Origin of the sequence: Pseudoalteromonas atlantica (genome assembly GCF_043641955.1) — a bacterium.
Lineage (GTDB): Bacteria > Pseudomonadota > Gammaproteobacteria > Enterobacterales > Alteromonadaceae > Pseudoalteromonas > Pseudoalteromonas atlantica_A.
The window spans coordinates 212346-229535 of record NZ_JBHZRV010000004.1; the positions used below are offsets into that span (position 1 = coordinate 212346).

19 protein-coding genes are annotated in these 17190 nt (G+C 39.4%); 10 read left to right on the forward strand and 9 right to left on the reverse strand.

Going from position 1 to position 17190, the window contains the following annotated elements; translation table 11 throughout:
• The first annotated feature begins 121 nt into the window (after positions 1–121).
• Entirely contained in the window at positions 122–1069 is a 948-nt protein-coding gene (locus tag ACHUE3_RS10495) for a DMT family transporter (protein ID WP_394192365.1), read from the forward strand.
• Here ACHUE3_RS10495 and ACHUE3_RS10500 read toward each other — a convergent pair.
• From ACHUE3_RS10500 to pdsO, 3 genes are read right to left on the reverse strand one after another with little or no spacing between them, the layout of a single operon-like run.
• Positions 976–1554 carry a class GN sortase gene (locus ACHUE3_RS10500; RefSeq protein ID WP_394192366.1) on the reverse strand — a complete coding sequence of 193 codons (579 nt, stop codon included), beginning with the start codon at positions 1552–1554 and terminating at the stop codon, positions 976–978. The genes ACHUE3_RS10495 and ACHUE3_RS10500 overlap by 94 nt on opposite strands.
• Positions 1551–3551, reverse strand: coding sequence for a marine proteobacterial sortase target protein (locus ACHUE3_RS10505; RefSeq protein WP_394192367.1), 2001 nt, complete (start codon positions 3549–3551; stop codon positions 1551–1553). Before ACHUE3_RS10505 ends, ACHUE3_RS10500 begins: the two co-directional genes overlap by 4 nt.
• A 54-nt stretch (positions 3552–3605) precedes the next feature.
• Entirely contained in the window at positions 3606–4334 is a 729-nt protein-coding gene (pdsO, locus tag ACHUE3_RS10510; RefSeq protein ID WP_394192368.1) for a sortase-associated OmpA-like protein PdsO, read from the reverse strand.
• A 228-nt stretch (positions 4335–4562) separates the two neighbouring features.
• On the opposite strand from pdsO, the gene pdsR reads away from it, so the two are divergent.
• The 4 genes from pdsR to ACHUE3_RS10530 all read left to right on the forward strand — a co-directional run bounded on the left by pdsR (position 4563) and on the right by ACHUE3_RS10530 (position 7943).
• On the forward strand, positions 4563–5252 hold the full coding sequence (gene pdsR / locus ACHUE3_RS10515; protein ID WP_394192369.1) for a proteobacterial dedicated sortase system response regulator: 690 nt from the start codon (positions 4563–4565) through the stop codon (positions 5250–5252).
• Positions 5252–7399 (forward strand): proteobacterial dedicated sortase system histidine kinase, encoded by a 2148-nt coding sequence (pdsS, locus tag ACHUE3_RS10520; RefSeq protein ID WP_394192370.1) that lies wholly within the window; start codon positions 5252–5254, stop codon positions 7397–7399. Before pdsR ends, pdsS begins: the two co-directional genes overlap by 1 nt.
• Positions 7400–7500: 101 nt before the next feature.
• The gene (locus ACHUE3_RS10525) at positions 7501–7659 is read left to right on the forward strand and encodes a hypothetical protein (protein ID WP_394192371.1); all 159 of its coding nucleotides are present in this window, start codon (positions 7501–7503) and stop codon (positions 7657–7659) included.
• 50 nt (positions 7660–7709) lie between these two features.
• Positions 7710–7943, forward strand: coding sequence for a hypothetical protein (locus ACHUE3_RS10530; protein ID WP_394192532.1), 234 nt, complete (start codon positions 7710–7712; stop codon positions 7941–7943).
• Positions 7944–7963: 20 nt separating this feature from the next.
• Here ACHUE3_RS10530 and ACHUE3_RS10535 read toward each other — a convergent pair whose 3' ends face one another.
• Genes ACHUE3_RS10535 through ACHUE3_RS10550 form a run of 4 tightly spaced genes read right to left on the reverse strand, consistent with a single transcriptional unit; the run spans position 7964 to position 11788 of the window.
• Positions 7964–8464: a DUF1543 domain-containing protein gene (locus ACHUE3_RS10535; RefSeq protein ID WP_394192372.1), complete on the reverse strand. Its 501-nt coding sequence runs from the start codon at positions 8462–8464 to the stop codon at positions 7964–7966.
• Positions 8465–8472: 8 nt separating this feature from the next.
• Positions 8473–9822, reverse strand: coding sequence for a sigma 54-interacting transcriptional regulator (locus tag ACHUE3_RS10540; RefSeq protein WP_394192373.1), 1350 nt, complete (start codon positions 9820–9822; stop codon positions 8473–8475).
• Between the two features lie 3 nt (positions 9823–9825).
• Complete coding sequence (locus tag ACHUE3_RS10545; RefSeq protein ID WP_394192374.1) at positions 9826–10338, reverse strand: hypothetical protein; 513 nt, start codon at positions 10336–10338, stop codon at positions 9826–9828.
• A gap of 1 nt (position 10339) precedes the next feature.
• Positions 10340–11788 (reverse strand): sensor histidine kinase, encoded by a 1449-nt coding sequence (locus ACHUE3_RS10550; protein WP_394192533.1) that lies wholly within the window; start codon positions 11786–11788, stop codon positions 10340–10342.
• Positions 11789–12095: 307 nt separating this feature from the next.
• Between ACHUE3_RS10550 and ACHUE3_RS10555 the strand changes: the two genes are divergently transcribed.
• The 4 genes from ACHUE3_RS10555 to ACHUE3_RS10570 all read left to right on the forward strand — a co-directional run bounded on the left by ACHUE3_RS10555 (position 12096) and on the right by ACHUE3_RS10570 (position 13185).
• On the forward strand, positions 12096–12329 hold the full coding sequence (locus ACHUE3_RS10555) for an EF-hand domain-containing protein (RefSeq protein ID WP_394192375.1): 234 nt from the start codon (positions 12096–12098) through the stop codon (positions 12327–12329).
• Between the two features lie 20 nt (positions 12330–12349).
• Positions 12350–12577: a hypothetical protein gene (locus ACHUE3_RS10560; RefSeq protein WP_394192376.1), complete on the forward strand. Its 228-nt coding sequence runs from the start codon at positions 12350–12352 to the stop codon at positions 12575–12577.
• Positions 12578–12707: 130 nt separating this feature from the next.
• Entirely contained in the window at positions 12708–12944 is a 237-nt protein-coding gene (locus ACHUE3_RS10565; protein WP_394192377.1) for an EF-hand domain-containing protein, read from the forward strand.
• A 4-nt stretch (positions 12945–12948) separates the two neighbouring features.
• A complete protein-coding gene (locus ACHUE3_RS10570; protein WP_394192378.1) occupies positions 12949–13185 on the forward strand; it encodes an EF-hand domain-containing protein in 237 nt (78 codons plus the stop codon).
• 57 nt (positions 13186–13242) lie between these two features.
• On the opposite strand, the gene ACHUE3_RS10575 is transcribed toward ACHUE3_RS10570, so the two are convergent.
• The gene (locus tag ACHUE3_RS10575) at positions 13243–14874 is read right to left on the reverse strand and encodes a methyl-accepting chemotaxis protein (protein WP_394192379.1); all 1632 of its coding nucleotides are present in this window, start codon (positions 14872–14874) and stop codon (positions 13243–13245) included.
• A gap of 143 nt (positions 14875–15017) precedes the next feature.
• Between ACHUE3_RS10575 and ACHUE3_RS10580 the strand changes: the two genes are divergently transcribed.
• Positions 15018–16664 carry an amidohydrolase gene (locus ACHUE3_RS10580; protein ID WP_394192380.1) on the forward strand — a complete coding sequence of 549 codons (1647 nt, stop codon included), beginning with the start codon at positions 15018–15020 and terminating at the stop codon, positions 16662–16664.
• Positions 16665–16684: 20 nt separating this feature from the next.
• Here the strand turns inward: ACHUE3_RS10580 and ACHUE3_RS10585 are convergent, their stop codons facing one another.
• On the reverse strand, positions 16685–16915 hold the full coding sequence (locus ACHUE3_RS10585; protein WP_394192381.1) for a uroporphyrinogen decarboxylase: 231 nt from the start codon (positions 16913–16915) through the stop codon (positions 16685–16687).
• Between the last annotated feature and the right edge of the window lie 275 nt (positions 16916–17190).

The following is a 17190-nucleotide window of genomic DNA, read 5'->3' on the forward strand; positions in this document are numbered from 1 at the left end:
CTTACTACACAAAAGATGAATAATTTATTTATACCAGTTATCGCTTTTTGAACAAGTTAAAAATTTTCATGCTAGGATCGCATTTTTATTTATTCATATGAATTTTAAGTAAGAGCCAATCATGCCAGCTAGTTTATGTTTAATTATTGCCACCTTTTTATGGGGTAGCTCGTTTATTGCACTCAAATATGCAATTGCTATCTATGATCCTGCCTTGGTGATTTTTTTACGTATGCTAACAACATTAGTCATTGCTGTGTGTTTATGGCGATATGTTATTCGTTTTGATTACCATAAAGGGGATTGGAAATACTTAGTTGGTATGTCACTGGCGGAGCCATGCCTTTACTTTTTATTTGAAGGTCATGCTATGGAATACACCTCAGCCTCACAAGCGGGTGTAATTGTCTCTTGCTTACCTATTATTGTCGCATTTTTAGCGTTTTTTATGCTTAAAGAGTATATCAGCAAAGCCATCATTATTGGCTTTACCTTTTGTATTGGCGGCAGTATTTTACTGACCTTACTCTCACCTACTTCAGATCAAGCTCCCAATCCATTATTGGGTAACTTTTTAGAGCTAATGGCAATGGTGTGTGCTGCTTTTTACACAGTGGCGGTAAAGCACTTAGCCGCACGCTACTCTCCTTTAACACTCATTGCTTTACAAGGTTTTAGCGGAAGTTTGTTTTTTGCTCCATTCTTGCTGTTTATAGATTTACCAAGTGAAAACCAACACGACTTAACCGCTTTGTTAAGTATTTTATACCTAGGGTCGTGTGTTACTTTGGGCGGATATGGCTTGTATAACTATGCGATTAGTAAAGTATCTGTGCTAACGGCTGCTGCATACTCTAATTTAATACCCATATTTACCTTAATTTTATCTGCCATTATGCTGGGTGAAATACTCACTTTAGGTCAATGGCTAAGTATTGCCGTGGTATTTGTCGGTGTCATGATCAGTCAACGTCATCAAGAATTAGTTGTTGATGTTGATGACGACACTTTATCAGCAGAGACTAATAATCTTAATTCGGTTCCCGATGCTAATGAGTCAAAAGGGTAGCAGGTTAATAAATATAAGCCGCTACGCTCTAAAAATGCATGTTGAGATTGATGAATCACTTCAATATTGCGCACTTGATAATACACAATATTCCCACTTTGCGTTTGTAAGCTAAACTGTTCGCCTATTTTAACGTTTTCTAAAAAGGCAAAGTGGGTATCATTATGCCCTGCAATTAAAGATCCGTGCTGTGAGCCAAGCTCTCCGCTTGGTAAATAATGGCTTGGCGCAAAGGCTAAATTACGGCCACTTGCCCCTGCCAGTATCGATAACGTTTTGCCTTGGCTTGGCCAATTAAGTTGTGCAGTGACATAGCTATCAGCGTAGAACCAAGGTTTTACTTGCTCATTCGGTGTAACTAACGCTTGTTGCCATGCTTGCTCAATTAAGTGCTGAGCAAGCCATGCCTTTGCTTGTATATAACTGCCATGCGTGAACAACCCAACACCTAACACAAGGGCGAAAACACTTAGCCAAACTCTCATTTTTTAACTCTTAAAAAAGCAAACCCAGTGAGTAAAATAAAACCCAAAAGCATATGTAACCTACTTTGCCCATCAGTTTGCGGCAATCGCATGGTGAGCCCTTGCACTGGTTGATTTGCAACTTGCACATCATGTTCAGCTGGAGTGTTTATGGCTGTTTGCTCAATTGCGACAAATGCAGTAAACGGGCTTAGCAGCTGATGCTCTAAAGCGAGGTTTTGAACTTGCTCTTTTACTATTTGTTTATCGTTATAAAGTAATAACGATTTAATTTTTTGCCGTGCCCATAATCGACTTATCCCCACTGCATTTTGACCTTGCTGTGCATTAAGTTTTAAATTAAGTGGCCCTTGTGCTGTTTGGCCGAGTAGACTCACTTGCTCGTTGTTTGTTAATTTAATGGCCACCATAACAGGTTCTGAAAAATATAAATCAGGTAACGGTGATGGCCAATATTCAAGCTGCTTATCACTACTTTGCAAGGTTAGCTTGGTAATAGCAGGATGAGCCAGTTTATTAAATAGCTGCTGCATTTTCGGTTGTACGTCATGTGTACTGCCAATAAAAGTAAATGTTCCTCGCCCCACATCAGCAGCGCGTCTCATAAAGTAACTATTTGGTGCACTGCCAATCCCTACCGTAAATAAACGCGTATCACCTAATTGCATACGGATATGTGTAAATAGTTCAGCTTCGTTACTGACACTGCCATCAGTTAAAAATACCACTTGGCGCACAAAGCCATCTTGCTCGCTGTTATCAAGCACCGCTTCGAGTGCATCTTTAATATTGGTGCCGCCATCCGCTTGTAGATTGTAAACAAAGCGCTTAGCCCGACGCAGGTTGAAATCATTGGCTGCAACCGAATGCTCACTCATCGGTGCTACTTGGTCGTCAAACCCGATGATATTAAAGCTATCGTTCGCATCAAGTAAGGATAAGGCATAGTACAACGCACTCTTTGCCTGCTCCATAGATTGACCGTGCATTGAGCCCGAAGTATCAATCACAAAGACCATTTCACGTTGCAGTCTTTGCGTTTGGGTAAAGTGATCATCTGGCGGCATCAGCATTAATAAGCCGTAGCGTTCGCCATTTTCCAGCTGCTCAGTAAAGTACGCAGCTTGCGCTTGCCCTTTTTGCAGTGGTTTAAATTCCAGTAAAAAGTCTCGATTAACAGCATTGCTTTCATCAAGTGCAATTTGATAATGGCCAAACTGAGGATTAGTTACTGCAATTTGGTGATATTTAGATTCAATATCAACCAATTCCAATCCAACATCGATATTAATAGTTAAACTAAACTTTCCACTCTCAGAAGCCGAACCAGCTATTTTTTGATAAACTGGGCTAATCCAACCATTTGGAACAAACGGCTTGTTAATCGCCTTGTTATCCTCTAAGTTTGCAGCTGATAACTCGCCATTAAGTAGGTGATAACGTGGTGTTATCGTTGTCGGAAACCTAAGCGCAAAAGTACCACTGCGATAATCAATCACTTCTTGATACTCAAGCTCGATAACAACTGTTTCACCTGGGTTTACATTGGCTACATTTGTAGTGAACATATTTGCCCGTTGCTGCCTTACAATAGCCGCTTGCTTACCTGCTTTTTTAGCTTGTTGAAAACGCTGCTCTGCTTGCTCTTTTTTGTCTATTTGGCCTTTAATGATACGCTCGCCAATTCGCATAGTCATTGCATGTACCGCACTTTCATCAGGCAGTGGAAATACATAACGCGCATTCACTGCAAACGGGTTTTCGTTGCGGTAATGCTGAGTCACAATAACGTGGTTTATCAGACCTGTTACCGTCATTTTTCCATCACTTTGCAAAATAACACCCGGTGCAACGGCTGCGCCTTGACTGTCATACATTTGCAGCTCAACAGCACTTGCCGTCACTAAGCATGGTGTAAAACTACAAACTAATATAAAAAGGCTTACCCACACCTTTACATAAGACTGGGTAAGCACTTTGCTTGGTCTACTCAACATAAAATTCACGCCTAAAATAATTATGTGGGTGCCCTTTAGCGCACCCAAAACGGTTTAGTCATTACTGGCTGTTTGTGAGACGTTACTCGGACGAGTAGTCAGCGTTACGCGACGATCAAATACGTTCTCTTCATACGTATCACTATTAGCAAGCGTGTGTTGCTCACCAAATGCGTTAGCCGTCAACCGAGTATGACTAACGCCATGCTTAATTAAGTAACTTTGCACCGCCGAAACTCGCTTCTTTGATAGCTGTAAATTAGCCTGTTCATCACCTCGTTGGTCAGCAAATCCATTTAAATCAAGTAATAGCTTTGGCTGACTTTTCAATAAATTAACAAGCTGATCAAGTTGCTTAGCAAAGTGGGGAGCAATCTCGCTTGACCCCGTTTTAAACTGCACTGTCATTGCCATCAAGTTTTTCATTTGTGAGAGTGTAAGACGCTCATTGTGTTGCTCTAAAACATCTAACTGTTCGGTGAGCTTAGCGTTATGGGCTAAAACATGGTGGTAGTCGTCTGTTTTATCTTGCATCACAATCAGGGCACGTTTTTGCTCTGCAATTTTATCTTCAGCAACTTCCTTATCGCCAATTAATCCACCAGCAAAAGCACCTACAAATGCACCTACTGGTCCGCCAACGATGCCTCCTAGAATAGCCCCTGTACTAAGACCTATAAGTGTTTCTTTGTGCGTTTCTTTTTTCTCTTCATTACTTGCATGAGCAAAGTTAGGCGCTGCGAATAAAGTGGCGATAGTGCATGCGATAATAAGTTTTTTCATAATTTATTCCTTTGTACTTAATTGTTTATTCATTTGTTCAGCTGACGTTGGTTGGCATCTGCTGTAATTGGGATGTTGTTATTAAAACACCTCCAAGTGGCAACAAAGGGGAGCAAAAAGGGCAAACTGCTGAGCAATTGTGGCAAAAAAAGGGCAATTGCCTTGTTAGCCTTTTTAAATACAAAAACTTCGCTATAGTGCGTCTAAGTCAATAAGAGTAATAAAAAAATGAAAAAAATAGCCATCATTGAAGATGAAACTGCAATCCGCGAAAATTACATGGAAATGCTAACCGCTCAGGGCTATATGGTCAGTGGCTATTGTGATAGGCAAACTGCTGAGCGCGCGTTAAATGATGGGCTACCCGATTTGGCCATTGTAGATATTGGCTTAGGCCATGAAATTGATGGCGGTTTTTTGCTTTGCCAAACCTTGCGAACATTATCTAAAACATTACCGATTATTTTTTTAACCGCCCGTGATAGCGAAATCGATACCGTATGTGGTCTTCGTATGGGCGCAGATGATTACCTCACAAAAGACATTAGTATGGCGCATTTAGCAGCGCGTATTGGTGCTTTATTTAGGCGGATGGAAGCACTAGAGCAACCAGCTGATGAAACCGCATTAATTAATCGCGGCCTACTCATGTTAGATACCAAACGCATGCAAGTATTTTGGCAACAACAACTTGTTGATTTAACTGTCACCGAATTTTGGATGGTACATTCATTAGCACAGCGCCCAGGGCATGTTAAGAGTCGTAATGAATTAATGAGCGATGCCAAAATTTATGTAGATGACTCTACAATTACATCGCATGTAAAACGTATCCGTAAAAAATTTATAGCCTTAGATGCTGGGTTTGATTGTATAGACACCGTATATGGTATGGGCTACCGCTGGGAGCAACTTTAATGCTCCGTTTAGGCCTTCGCAGTAAGTTTATCTTTTTATCATGCTTTTTATTGTTATTGCCATGGCTAGGCTACGAATACGTATGGGAAATGGAGAAGTTTTTACGCCAAGGCCAAGAAAAAACTCTTGTTGGCACAACTCGCGCACTCGCCACAGCATTGCATGAACGCCCCGCTTTATTTGATTCACAAAGTAATTTTTTAGATCAAGTAGTTAAAGGACGTGATCTTTATGCCTACAACCTGAATAATCCGATTCAACTTGATGGCAAATTATCTGATTGGCAACCTTACCAGAACTTAATTTGGCATTATGATGAGCGTTATTTACAAGGTGATAAAACCAATCATCAAAGCGCTGATCTGTCTTTTGATCACATGGTGGGAAAATACGGCGAATTTTTATATGCTGTATTTAAAGTAACCGATGATTCATTAATTTACCGCGCTAAAAACAGCTTAAGTTTAACCCGAAACGATCACTTACAAATCATGTTAAAAACCCCAGAGGGTAAATTTAAACATTATATTGTAGCGGCACGCCAAGATGGCTGGGTAAATGCGTTTGATGCACAAACCAATAATCCATTTACTAAAATACAAGGTTATTTTACCAGTACTGCTACTGGCTATAATATTGAACTGCGTTTTCCGTTAAGCATGCTTGGTAATAAGCTGGGGTTTGCAATTGAGGATTGGGATTCGAAAAAGGTGGAACCGCAATTAATGTCAACCTCAAACATTCTCAACCCCAATGACATTGGTTCAGTGCTTGTCCCTTCACCCGAAATAAACCGAATTTTAAAAGGCATGGGACACAGTGGTAGCCGTATTTGGGTGGTTGATAATCATCATCGTGTATTAGCACAATCAGGCTCAATTCATCATGCCGATGGAGTTTGGGCTGACGGTATTACCGATAAGCCCGCCAAAACATGGTGGCAACGCTTTGAGCAAAACTACTTACATCCACTTTATTATAAAGTTCTCACCCGGCCAGAAAACGAGTTTTTAGACACCCTACATGACGTAGCTGCTATGCAGGGTAGTCATATCGGCAAAGCGCTAAGGGGCACACCCGCTTCATCATGGCGGCTAACACCGGATAATAAAGCAGTGATCTTATCGGCCGCTTACCCTATTTGGATCAACGATAAAGTAATTGGCGCAGTCATAGCCGAAGAAACCACCAATGGCGTTCGTACACTACGTAATAAATCGCTTGAGAAGTTATTTAATGTCATTTTAGCGGTAATGCTAATAGGCACTGTTACTTTATTCTTTTTTGCTTCACGTATATCAAACCGAATCAGGCGCCTACGTGATACCGCAGAGCAAGCAATTGATGCACAAGGGCGAGTTACTGGCACAATTAACTATTCAGATTCAAATGATGAAATAGGCGACCTATCGCGCAGTTTTGCCAGTATAGTTAGCCGGCTTGGAGGTTATACTGATTACCTTGAAACTATGTCGTCACGATTATCTCACGAATTAAGAACGCCAGTTGCCGTAGTGCGTAGTTCTTTAGAGAATCTACAAATGCAACCACAAAATGAACTGAGTCAAAAGTACCTTGACCGAGCAAGTGAAGGTGTTGAGCGATTAGGTAAAATCATTACCACAATGAGTGAAGCCACTCGGCTTGAGCAAAGCATTCAAAGCAATGAACCTGAGCCATTTGAGTTACAAAAAGTAGTTTCTGGATGTATGCAAGGCTACCAGCTGACTTACCCGCAACAAGCGTTTACGCTAACAATTTGCGACAGCTCACTCCCATTAATGGGGGCACCTGAATTTATTGCGCAGCTACTCGATAAACTCATTAATAATGCGCTAGAGTTTAACCTTGATGATAATGCCATTAGCATCAACCTACACCAAGATGAAAATAATGCTGTGCTGTCTGTTAAAAATAAAGGACCGTTATTACCTGAAGGGCTTGCTGAACATATTTTTGATTCGATGGTATCGGTGCGCAGTCAGCAACTTCAGCAGCAACCCCATTTAGGGTTGGGTTTATATATTGTCCGTTTAGTGTGTGAGTATCATAAAGGCAGTGTAACGGCACTCAATAATCAGCAAAATGATGGGGTTGAATTTATCGTTAGATTACCATTATCTAAAGATACCTCTGAAAAGAGCTGATGGTTACACTTCTACACAATTTGCTCAATAAGTATTCACTTATAATTCAGACTTACAAGCATATTCTTATTGTTAGCTTAGAGCTGCTTTAGGAGGTTAAAATGCCAGCTATATTAAAACGCGAAGAAATCGATTTTATATTCGACCTATATCATTGCGTAGAAAGAGATGAAAACAATACCGATGAAGTTGAACCAGAAACTGAAAAGCTTGATTCAACTCAAGGTATTAATATTTACCAACCAAGTTATTTGACCTAAAAGCTGTTTGCTCATTACAATGGCGCACCTTGAAAAAGTAATGTCAAATGATGAAAAGCCACTCAGCCAAAAAAGAACTTATTTTACTCCCTATCCTGCTTATTGTGATTGTACTTTGCGTTGCTGGGCACTTTTTATTACAAGCTAGTTTTGCCGACAGTAACCTCACCGAATACTTGCTCGCAGCTCTACCTTTCGCTATGTTTGCCTTTGTTATCATTGCTTTTAAGATTGCGAGTAAGAGTGAAGATAAAGAACGCCAAGAGCAAAGCGACACCGATTAGTCGCTTACTTGAGTCTCGACTTATAGAATATAATAACCATACCAGTCTGGCTTTATTTTTTGTGATTGGCCGCTAGGAGTTAGCTTAATGCTTAATTGGCAATCAAGTAAGTCAATAGCAAAACAATCATCAACATCATGTAAATCATCTTTGTGTATGTGGCTTAACCCAGCAAGTAAATTTGTTTTTGCGCGTTGCTTAGCCTGCTCAGCATCCCTCGCTACGAACAAAGCAAAATCATGCTGCTCTGCAAGGCTATCAGCGCGATACGCGCCTAGATTAACAAAAAACAATTTCTCAGCTTGGCTTACTGGCTCATTTACAACCTCAACGTGGTAACCATCAATGTGCTTGATTGCCATGTAGCTGTCCATATGAACACTGCTTTTATCACCAACCCATTGGCTTTTTAACTTTGAATAACACTGCTCTATTGAATCTCCAACAACAAATCGAACATCATGCATTTCAATATGACAGCCTTGTATTCTGCCACCTAAATACACCATAAATAACTGCATTTTCACTCCTATAAAATAGCATCAACATCAATGTTATGTTTTTTAATTAACTTATAAAAATCTGAACGATTTCGCTTTGCAAGTTTTGCACCTTCTGCAACATTGCCCGCGGCCATTTTTAGTGTATTAATTACATAATCACGCTCAAACTCTTTTTTTGCATCGTTTAAAGAAAGCGGCTCGACATTGGTTTCATTACTATTCAGGGCACTTTCAACCAAGTGTACTGAAATCACTTCACTAGGTGAAAGAGCCACTACCTGTTCAACCACATTTTGTAGTTGACGAATATTACCAGGCCAATCATAACGAACTAATGCGTACATAGCATCTGTAGCAAACTGCTTTTGCCCTTGCCCCATTCGCTTTGCAATCATTGAACTAAAATGCTGTGCTAATAAACTAATATCCTCACGACGCTCTTTTAACGCCGGTAGCTTTAAATTTACAACATTTAAGCGATAGTATAGATCTTCTCTAAACTGTTGATTAGCAATAGCATCGGGTAAATTTTTATGGGTTGCAGAGACAATACGTACATCAATCGGTATCTCTTCTTGGAAACCCACCGGGCGGATGGTTTTTTCTTGTAAAACACGTAATAACTTAACCTGTAAGTTTAACGGCATATCACCTATTTCATCTAAAAATAACGTGCCGCCTTGAGCTTGTTGAAATAACCCTTGGTGATCTTTTACAGCCCCCGTGAACGCGCCTTTTTTATGACCAAATAACTCAGACTCAAGTAACTCACCGGGCACCGCTCCACAATTTATAGCAACAAAAGGCCCGTCACATACGTGACTATGCTGATGAATCGCATTGGCGAGTAATTCTTTACCTGTGCCACTGGCGCCTGATATAAGCACATTTACTTGGGTTGGGCCTAAAAGCTTTACTTGTTCAAGTAAATGCAACATCGCACCACTGCGAGTCACGATAGTACTGCTTGAAGATTGCTCCTCAGCATTTAAACCATGAATTTCAATTGCTTTAGCTAGGCTGTCAAATAACTCATCTTTATCCACGGGCTTGGTTATAAATGCAAAAATGCCCTGTTTAGTTGCTTCAACTGCGTCGGGTATCGAACCATGAGCCGTCATCATTATCACAGGTAATGCCGGATAACGACTTTGTAATTGCCGATAAAGTGCCATCCCATCCATTTCATCCATACGTAAGTCGGTGATCACTGCATCAAATACGTGGCTTTTAAGTAATTGCAGCGCCGCCATACCACTTTCACACGTTGTAACTTGATAACCTTTAGATTCAATACGAATAGACAGTAATTTAAGTAAACTTGCATCATCATCCACCAATAAAACACGTGCACTTTGGGTTAATTGAGTTGCCATAGACTACTGCTCCTTAGTTTCTTCGCGTAACAGCAGTTGCTGCTCGATGGTTGCCAGAGACGACAAGGTCTCTTGCATTTTATCGCTCAATGCCTGTTGTTCTTTTTTCGCATTGAGCTGTTGTTTTATTTGCTGCTTTTGCAGCCACCAGTAATGTTTAATATCATCTGGCCAATAATAAGCTTGATCGAGCTGCAAAAGCATTGTTAGCACTTTTTCAGGTGCTAACGTATTATTTTTGCAACTAAAATTAAAATACGATTGAATTTCTCTCTTGCCCACATACTGTTTTTTATCAGCTGCTAGCGCAAAACCGCCACATGACGAAGCATGCCAAGCGATCACTGTACTTGCCGATGGGTAAGCTGGTTCTGTTTTGGGCCGAGGCTTTGGGTTTGGATACATCGCTTTAATTGAATCTGTATTTTTTGTGCCTACATCACTTATTAACTCACACCCTGTCAATCCTATTAGGGTAATGCAGGCCAAAACAGCTGACTTAAAATAATAAGCCATGTTAATTCACTCCTTGTGGAATCGGTATTCGAATAATGAAACAGCAACCTTGCGGTCTATTTTCCTCAACGGTAATTGTACCTCTAAGGTGCTCAATTGATTCTTTCACGATTGTTAACCCTAAACCGCTGCCATGAGAATTTTCATCTTGGCTCGCTTTTGTTTGATAAAAAGCGTTAAATATTTTTGATTTTTCATGCTCTTTAATTCCAATACCATTATCACTGACTGTAATGATTAATTTGCTTTCAACTTGCGCGAGTTCAACTTTGACAGTGCTCCCATTTGCTGAGTATTTTAATGCATTAGAAATAAGCTGGATAAGTGACATTTCAATTAATTCGCCAGCTAAAGGCAAAGGGTCATCGGCCACGCTAGCTTGCCAACATATAGTTTGCTCCCGTGCTTGCAACCGATGCTCAAAATGGTTATTTATTTTTTTTATTATGTGATCAAATTCAACTTCGTTTAGGTTATCTTTGCTGGTGCGAATTGCATTATAACTAAGCAGGCTTTCAATCATAGCACGCAAACGATCCATACTTTGAGTAATTAACACAAGCACTGCCCGTTGCTCATTATTTATGGGCCCTACGATTTCGTCACTCAGCAAATCGGTACCTTCAACCATAGAGGCTAATGGCGTTTTTAGCTCATGCGTTACATGACGTAAAAAGGTGTCCTTTTGCTGCTCTAACGTATGTAATTGAGCTTGCACCCACTGTAACTTATTACCCAACTCAACAAGTTCAGCCGAACCTTGCACTGATATTTTTTGCTGCCAATGCCCTTGCCCTAATTTATCAATCACGGTTGTTAACCCTTTCAGACGACCGCTGATGCGCCATAAAAAGCCGCCACCAACGAACATAGTCAACGGCAGAAGTGCAACCAACCAATTAATAAATGAGCTCTGTAATGTCTTTAATTGCTGTTGATTTTCAGCAATTTTTTGCTCATTTTTCTCTCGCAACCACAGTGTTTGTTCGTTAATAAGCTTGCTAATTGGAATAAACAGCTTGGCATTTTGCGCATTTTCCTCAATAAGCTGTTTTTTTGTATTGTGTAGCACGGTTAAAAGTGATTGCCATTTTTGCTTACCCTGTTCATTACTTAACACTGTTAATTCATCTATAGTCTCAAATGATGCAATCCACTTATCTTTTATAAGTCCATCAAGTGATTCACTTTTTAGCACCCAGTTTTGGCGTGTCGCACGCTCTAAACTATTAAGGTCTTGCTTAAGGCTATTAAATGATTTAGTCACCTTGTAGTTGCTATCCACAATAATTTGGGTGGTGGCAAGCTGTTTGTTTAATGCATTTAAAAAAATAATAACCACCAAAGACAAGGGCAACAAAGACAGTAAAATACTAATTAAAAACTGCCCGATAAGGCTCGGTCGCCATGCAAGCATAGCTTTGTATTTTTTGCCTATCGTCACTAGTATTACCCTTCCCTTTTAATAATGGACGTATTATCAGACAGCTAACTTAGACACTCGCTGAATAAAGCACCTTTAGATGCATTTGAAGTACTACTGTGGTTAATTGGCAACACACTAAGCGATTACTTTTAAAGATATTTTTTATTTACACCCTTACCTTGTTGCAAAAAAAACACACTACCGAGTATTTTTTTCTTACCTTAATCTTTATAAAAAAATAAACCCTTGATTTATATAGACAAATATTATTGGCACTATTTTTGTTAACACTATCAATTAAATACAATATGTATCATTAAAAAGGATGTTTATGAGCACTCGTGGAATCACACTATTTTGCCTAAGTGCACTATTAAGCTTTAGTGCTAGTGCTAGTGCTTTTGACAGTAGGGCCACTTTCGCCGAGCTAGATAAAGACAGTAATGGAACGTTAAGCGAAGGAGAAGCATATGAAGATGCCATACTTTATAAAAATTTTGAGCAAATAGATAAAGACCACAGCGGTCAAATTTCGTATGCAGAATTTAAGTTATTTATTCAGTAATCAATGTTAAGGAAACAAAGATGAAACAATTAATAAGCGCATTTGCGTTAATGTTTTTAGCTATCAGCGCATCTGTTTTAGCGTCTCAGCTTAATGTTAAATTTGCGCAATTTGACATTAATGCAGATGGCAAAATATCACGCATAGAAGCTAAAAAGAATGACAACTTGTTCAAACAATTTAGCGATCTTGATGAGAACGGTGACGAAGTGCTTTCAGAACGCGAATTTAAACAATTAAAGCGCTAACTAACCTACACTCAGTTAACTAAATTAAAGTATTTGCCATAATCCCGGAGGGATTGTGTAAATGGATTTATTGTTGGGACTTAAATTATGGCAAATACTTTATCTTTAACATTTATTAAAGGACTTAATAATGAAAAATAAAGCACTTATATGTGGATTAATGATCAGTGTGAGCTTTGGAGCATCTGCACTCAATGTTAAACAACGCTTTGACCACTTAGACAAAAATAAGGACGGTTTTTTATCACATACTGAGCTGGAGCCTCAGCCGCAGTTACTTAACAGCTACTCTATTTGGGATAAAGATCGCGATAACCGCATTTCCTTGCTCGAATTTAAGCAATTTTTAACTAACAACTTACACTAAGCCTATGAACATTTTTAAAAATCTTATTTTATTTTTACTACTAACGACAAGTTGTGGCAGTTTTGCAACAAGTAACCGAATTGCAGAACAATTTAAAGCCTTGGACAGAAATGAAGATGGGCTATTAACTCGCTCAGAGTCGGCCAAAGACCCTGCACTTTGGTCACGCTTTAAAAATTACGATTCAGATAAAGATAACAGGCTCTCACTAGCTGAATTTAGTGTTTACCTAAATCAATAACTATCTGATAAAGCAAAATTACCCTAGAAAATCGCTACGGGTTAATATCGGCTAAACTTAACTTAATTTAAAGTATTCCACTTGTTCCAATACTGATTTGCTTTGAGTAGCCATATTCGTACTACTATTTGCAGTCTGCTGAGAAATTTCAGCTGTCTTTTCTGTTAGGGTATGAATCGTATGCATATTTTGACTAATATCAGCAGCCACCGCAGATTGCTCTTCAGCAGCAGTGGCAATTTGTTGTGTTTGATCATTTACTTGGTTAATCATCCCCATAATTTCTTTTAGCAGGCTATTACTCTCATCCATTTTATCTTCGGCTTGAGCAGCAACACGGGTACTGTCTGCCATCATGGTTACTGCATTTTGACTGGCTGAACGTAATTCCCCAAGCATGGTTTCTATCTCATTTACTGAACTGTGAGAACGCTGCGCTAAAGTACGTACTTCATCTGCGACCACAGCAAAGCCACGCCCTTGCTCACCTGCTCTTGCGGCCTCTATAGCCGCGTTTAAAGCAAGCAGATTAGTTTGCTCTGAAATATTACGTATAACATCCAAAATTGTTTCTATTTTACTTGATTCACTTTGTAATTGGTCGACTACACCTGAGGTTTCATTTAATGTTCCTAATAGTTGAGAAACGGCCTCTTTTGTTTGCTCTGAGGCTTCTATTCCACTGTGTGCCAGCTTCATCATGCCATCGGAGGCGGTTGCTGAGTCAGCAGTATTCACTGCAATACTCTTACTTGTAACTGTTAATTCCTCAATCGCTGTTACAGCCTGAGTTGTATGATCAGACACCTCAGAAGTTGCACTTTGTATGTCAGAATTTGCCGTCAGTAGCTCACTACTATGACTATTAACATCACTCACACTCTTATAAATACTAGCCATTGTTGCTTTTAAATGGGTAATTGTAGAATCGAGTGTAAAACTCAGATCAGCAACTTCATCCTTCCCTCTTACCGATGATAAGCGGTCTAATTCACCTCGCTGTAAAGCATGAGCACTCTGACTTACCTCAAATAACCCCATAACCACCTTTTGCGAAAGCAGGTGACTAAACAAGATAGCTAAAAATAACGCGGCTAATATAGATATATAAAAAATTGCGTTTGCTAAATCGATAGAGTCTTGTGCCGCTACTTGCGCCTCTTTAACTTGTTTTGTGTTAGCTTTCTCAAACTGAGAAAAAAATGCAGTTAAAGCCTGATGGGAGTCTACAAACTCTCTATAAATTGGGTAATCGGCTTTGTTGTCTGGTGCCGATTCCATTGCTTTTTTAAAGTTCAATGCTGCAGCTTCATATCGTTGTGAATGGCTGTTTAATTCTTTAATAAGTGATAAGTCACCTGAGTAGGTTTGCTGTATTCGGTTGATTAAAGGGCCTGTTTTAGTGATGTGACTTTCAATTTTGCTAAGCACCTCAGGAGCTTGCTCATTTAAGCCTAAAAGATAGATAACTTGTAAGCCTCGTATATCAGCGATAATCCCATCTTGTGCTTGCTTAAGCTCTGCACTTAGCTGTGTGATCATAAAATTTTGTTGATAGAACTTATTAAAACTCTGAGCAATTTGGTTATTTGCCACTTTAATAAACATCATAGCAACAATAAAAATGACACAAATAACTGCCGACAGCAGAATAAACTTGCTCCGCATAGTTAATTCATTCAATTTCATGATAGTTCCGTTTGTTAGCTCACTTTATTCATTGATTTTTAAGCATAGTGCATAATCTTGACTATACATAAAGTTGATAAGTATTTTGCAGCTCTCGCATTCTCTGTTAATGTTTATAAAAACAACAATAAGAGACTCTCACAATGAAGAAATGGCTTGCTTTATCTCTCATTTTTCCTTTGCTCGCAATTGCTGACACCAAAGTTATTTACAATGCCAATGGCTATACGCCAAGCTATAAAGGTGAGCTGACACAGTTTTCAACGCTCGTAATTAAAGATGGTAAAGTCGTTAAAATAGGCACAGACGAGCTTAAAAATAGCTTTCCTGATGCCGAAAAATTTGATGCAAAACAAAAGACACTTTTACCTGGGCTGATTGATGCCCATGGCCATGTTATTGGTCTGGGTCAAAATTTATCGCAACTGGATTTACGTGGCAGCGAATCTGTAAAAAATATTCAAGATAAGCTAGCTAAATTTGCGAAAGGCAAAGAAGGTTGGATAATTGGCCGAGGATGGAATCAAGAGCTTTGGCCCTCAAAGCAATTTCCGACTGCCGCCGATTTAGACAAAATTATAAGCGATGTACCGGTCGTTCTATCGCGTGTTGATGGACACGCAATTTGGGTTAATAGCAAAGCAATGGCGTTGGCAAATATAACCTCAAACACTGGCGCCCCCGACGGAGGGGAAATTATTCGCACTTCAAATGGCAAACCCAGTGGTGTATTTATAGATAAGGCCGAGGGATTAATCACGCCATTTATTCCTTCGCCTTCAGAAGCCGATATAAATCAAGCACTAGATAAAGCGGGTAATCATTTATTAAGCCTTGGCATAACTTCCACTCATGATGCCGGTATCGATAAACAAACATGGCAAATCTATAAGCAACGCGCTGAACAAGAAACTTTGCCTTTGCGGATCGTTGCGATGCTTAGCGCAACTGACCCATCACTTGAAACGATGCTCAAAGCAGGTCGTTTTAAGGATATTAATGATTATATGTCTATTCGCAGTGTTAAAATTTATGCTGATGGTGCTTTGGGTAGTCGAGGAGCCGCGTTAATTGAGGATTATGCTGACAGAAAAAGCCACAAAGGTTTAATGTTAGAAACTCAGCAAAAATTAGAGGCGTTATTCACCTTGAGCTTTTCTAACGGGTTTAGCGCTAACACACACGCAATAGGTGACCAAGCAAATCAAACTGTACTTAATGCATATGAAAACGTATTTAAAAAAACGGGTGGTATTTTACTGCGCAACAGGATTGAACATGCGCAAATAGTAAACCCAACGGATATCCCTCGCTTTAAAGCATTAAAAATCATTCCGTCGATGCAGCCCGTTCATGCAACATCTGATATGCATATGGCAGAGCAACGTTTGACGCAAAAACAATTAAGCGGTGCATACGCGTGGCAAACCTTTTTAAATCAAGGTTCTGTTGTTGCCGCTGGTTCTGATTTTCCTGTTGAACTTGCCAATCCTTTTCACGGTTTGTATTCAGCAATAACAAGAATGGATCATCAGCTGCGCCCAGAAAATGGCTGGCGAGCAGATGAAGCGTTAAGCCGAGAAGACGCATTACGCGCTTTCACACTGGGAGGAGCATACGCTGCACATCAAGAGTTTAAGCTAGGCAGCTTAGAGCAAGGAAAGTGGGCTGACTTTATTTTAATTGATAAAGATTATTTCAAAGTGCCAGTAAAAGATATTTATAGCATAAACGTTGAACAAACTTGGATTGCAGGTGAACTAAAATATCAAAAAACGAATGTTAACTGAGTGGTTACTGCAGAATAGTATTATTCTGCAGTTTTTGACTTTTTACGATTAAGTTTAATTAAATGGTATAAGTTAACAAAAGTAAGTAAACCATTTGTTATTGCAATTGGCCATGCACTTATTGCAATACCATAAAGTGTAAATGCTATACACCCAGCTAAATTAAACCAGCGCAGTTTGACTACATCGCTCATAGTTAAAGAAGCAACAAGTAAAGCAGAAGCTGTATAACCTAGATATTCCCAACTCATTTTGTTTCTCCTAACAATTAAGATTAACACTATGGGTATTGCGATTTGGGTGCAATAGCGACACAATGTAGTAATGTATAAAAAACTAACTTACTTAAAACCTAAAGTAAGCTAAAAGCATACTTTTAAATAATCGTTACACGGGATATAAAGGTGTGAAACTTGTATAGGTGCTGAGGCGCTTAAACAAGCTAGTAAGTTAGTGTAAATTCTTAGAGTTTTAATGCTATCGTCATTAAGATGTAATAAATAGGACAATTGTCCGAAGAGCATAT

Excerpts from the sequence above, each read along its gene's own strand:
- ACHUE3_RS10555 (WP_394192375.1), top strand. The coding sequence starts at position 12,096 with ATGAGCACTCGTGGAATCACACTATTTTGCCTAAGTGCACTATTAAGC.
- pdsR (WP_394192369.1), top strand. The coding sequence starts at position 4,563 with ATGAAAAAAATAGCCATCATTGAAGATGAAACTGCAATCCGCGAAAAT.
- ACHUE3_RS10580 (WP_394192380.1), top strand. The coding sequence starts at position 15,018 with ATGAAGAAATGGCTTGCTTTATCTCTCATTTTTCCTTTGCTCGCAATT.
- pdsO (WP_394192368.1), bottom strand. The coding sequence starts at position 4,334 with ATGAAAAAACTTATTATCGCATGCACTATCGCCACTTTATTCGCAGCG.
- ACHUE3_RS10585 (WP_394192381.1), bottom strand. The coding sequence starts at position 16,915 with ATGAGTTGGGAATATCTAGGTTATACAGCTTCTGCTTTACTTGTTGCT.
- ACHUE3_RS10530 (WP_394192532.1), top strand. The coding sequence starts at position 7,710 with ATGAAAAGCCACTCAGCCAAAAAAGAACTTATTTTACTCCCTATCCTG.
- pdsS (WP_394192370.1), top strand. The coding sequence starts at position 5,252 with ATGCTCCGTTTAGGCCTTCGCAGTAAGTTTATCTTTTTATCATGCTTT.
- ACHUE3_RS10540 (WP_394192373.1), bottom strand. The coding sequence starts at position 9,822 with ATGGCAACTCAATTAACCCAAAGTGCACGTGTTTTATTGGTGGATGAT.
- ACHUE3_RS10560 (WP_394192376.1), top strand. The coding sequence starts at position 12,350 with ATGAAACAATTAATAAGCGCATTTGCGTTAATGTTTTTAGCTATCAGC.
- ACHUE3_RS10495 (WP_394192365.1), top strand. The coding sequence starts at position 122 with ATGCCAGCTAGTTTATGTTTAATTATTGCCACCTTTTTATGGGGTAGC.
- ACHUE3_RS10575 (WP_394192379.1), bottom strand. The coding sequence starts at position 14,874 with ATGAAATTGAATGAATTAACTATGCGGAGCAAGTTTATTCTGCTGTCG.
- ACHUE3_RS10535 (WP_394192372.1), bottom strand. The coding sequence starts at position 8,464 with ATGCAGTTATTTATGGTGTATTTAGGTGGCAGAATACAAGGCTGTCAT.
- ACHUE3_RS10545 (WP_394192374.1), bottom strand. The coding sequence starts at position 10,338 with ATGGCTTATTATTTTAAGTCAGCTGTTTTGGCCTGCATTACCCTAATA.
- ACHUE3_RS10505 (WP_394192367.1), bottom strand. The coding sequence starts at position 3,551 with ATGTTGAGTAGACCAAGCAAAGTGCTTACCCAGTCTTATGTAAAGGTG.
- ACHUE3_RS10565 (WP_394192377.1), top strand. The coding sequence starts at position 12,708 with ATGAAAAATAAAGCACTTATATGTGGATTAATGATCAGTGTGAGCTTT.
- ACHUE3_RS10570 (WP_394192378.1), top strand. The coding sequence starts at position 12,949 with ATGAACATTTTTAAAAATCTTATTTTATTTTTACTACTAACGACAAGT.
- ACHUE3_RS10525 (WP_394192371.1), top strand. The coding sequence starts at position 7,501 with ATGCCAGCTATATTAAAACGCGAAGAAATCGATTTTATATTCGACCTA.
- ACHUE3_RS10500 (WP_394192366.1), bottom strand. The coding sequence starts at position 1,554 with ATGAGAGTTTGGCTAAGTGTTTTCGCCCTTGTGTTAGGTGTTGGGTTG.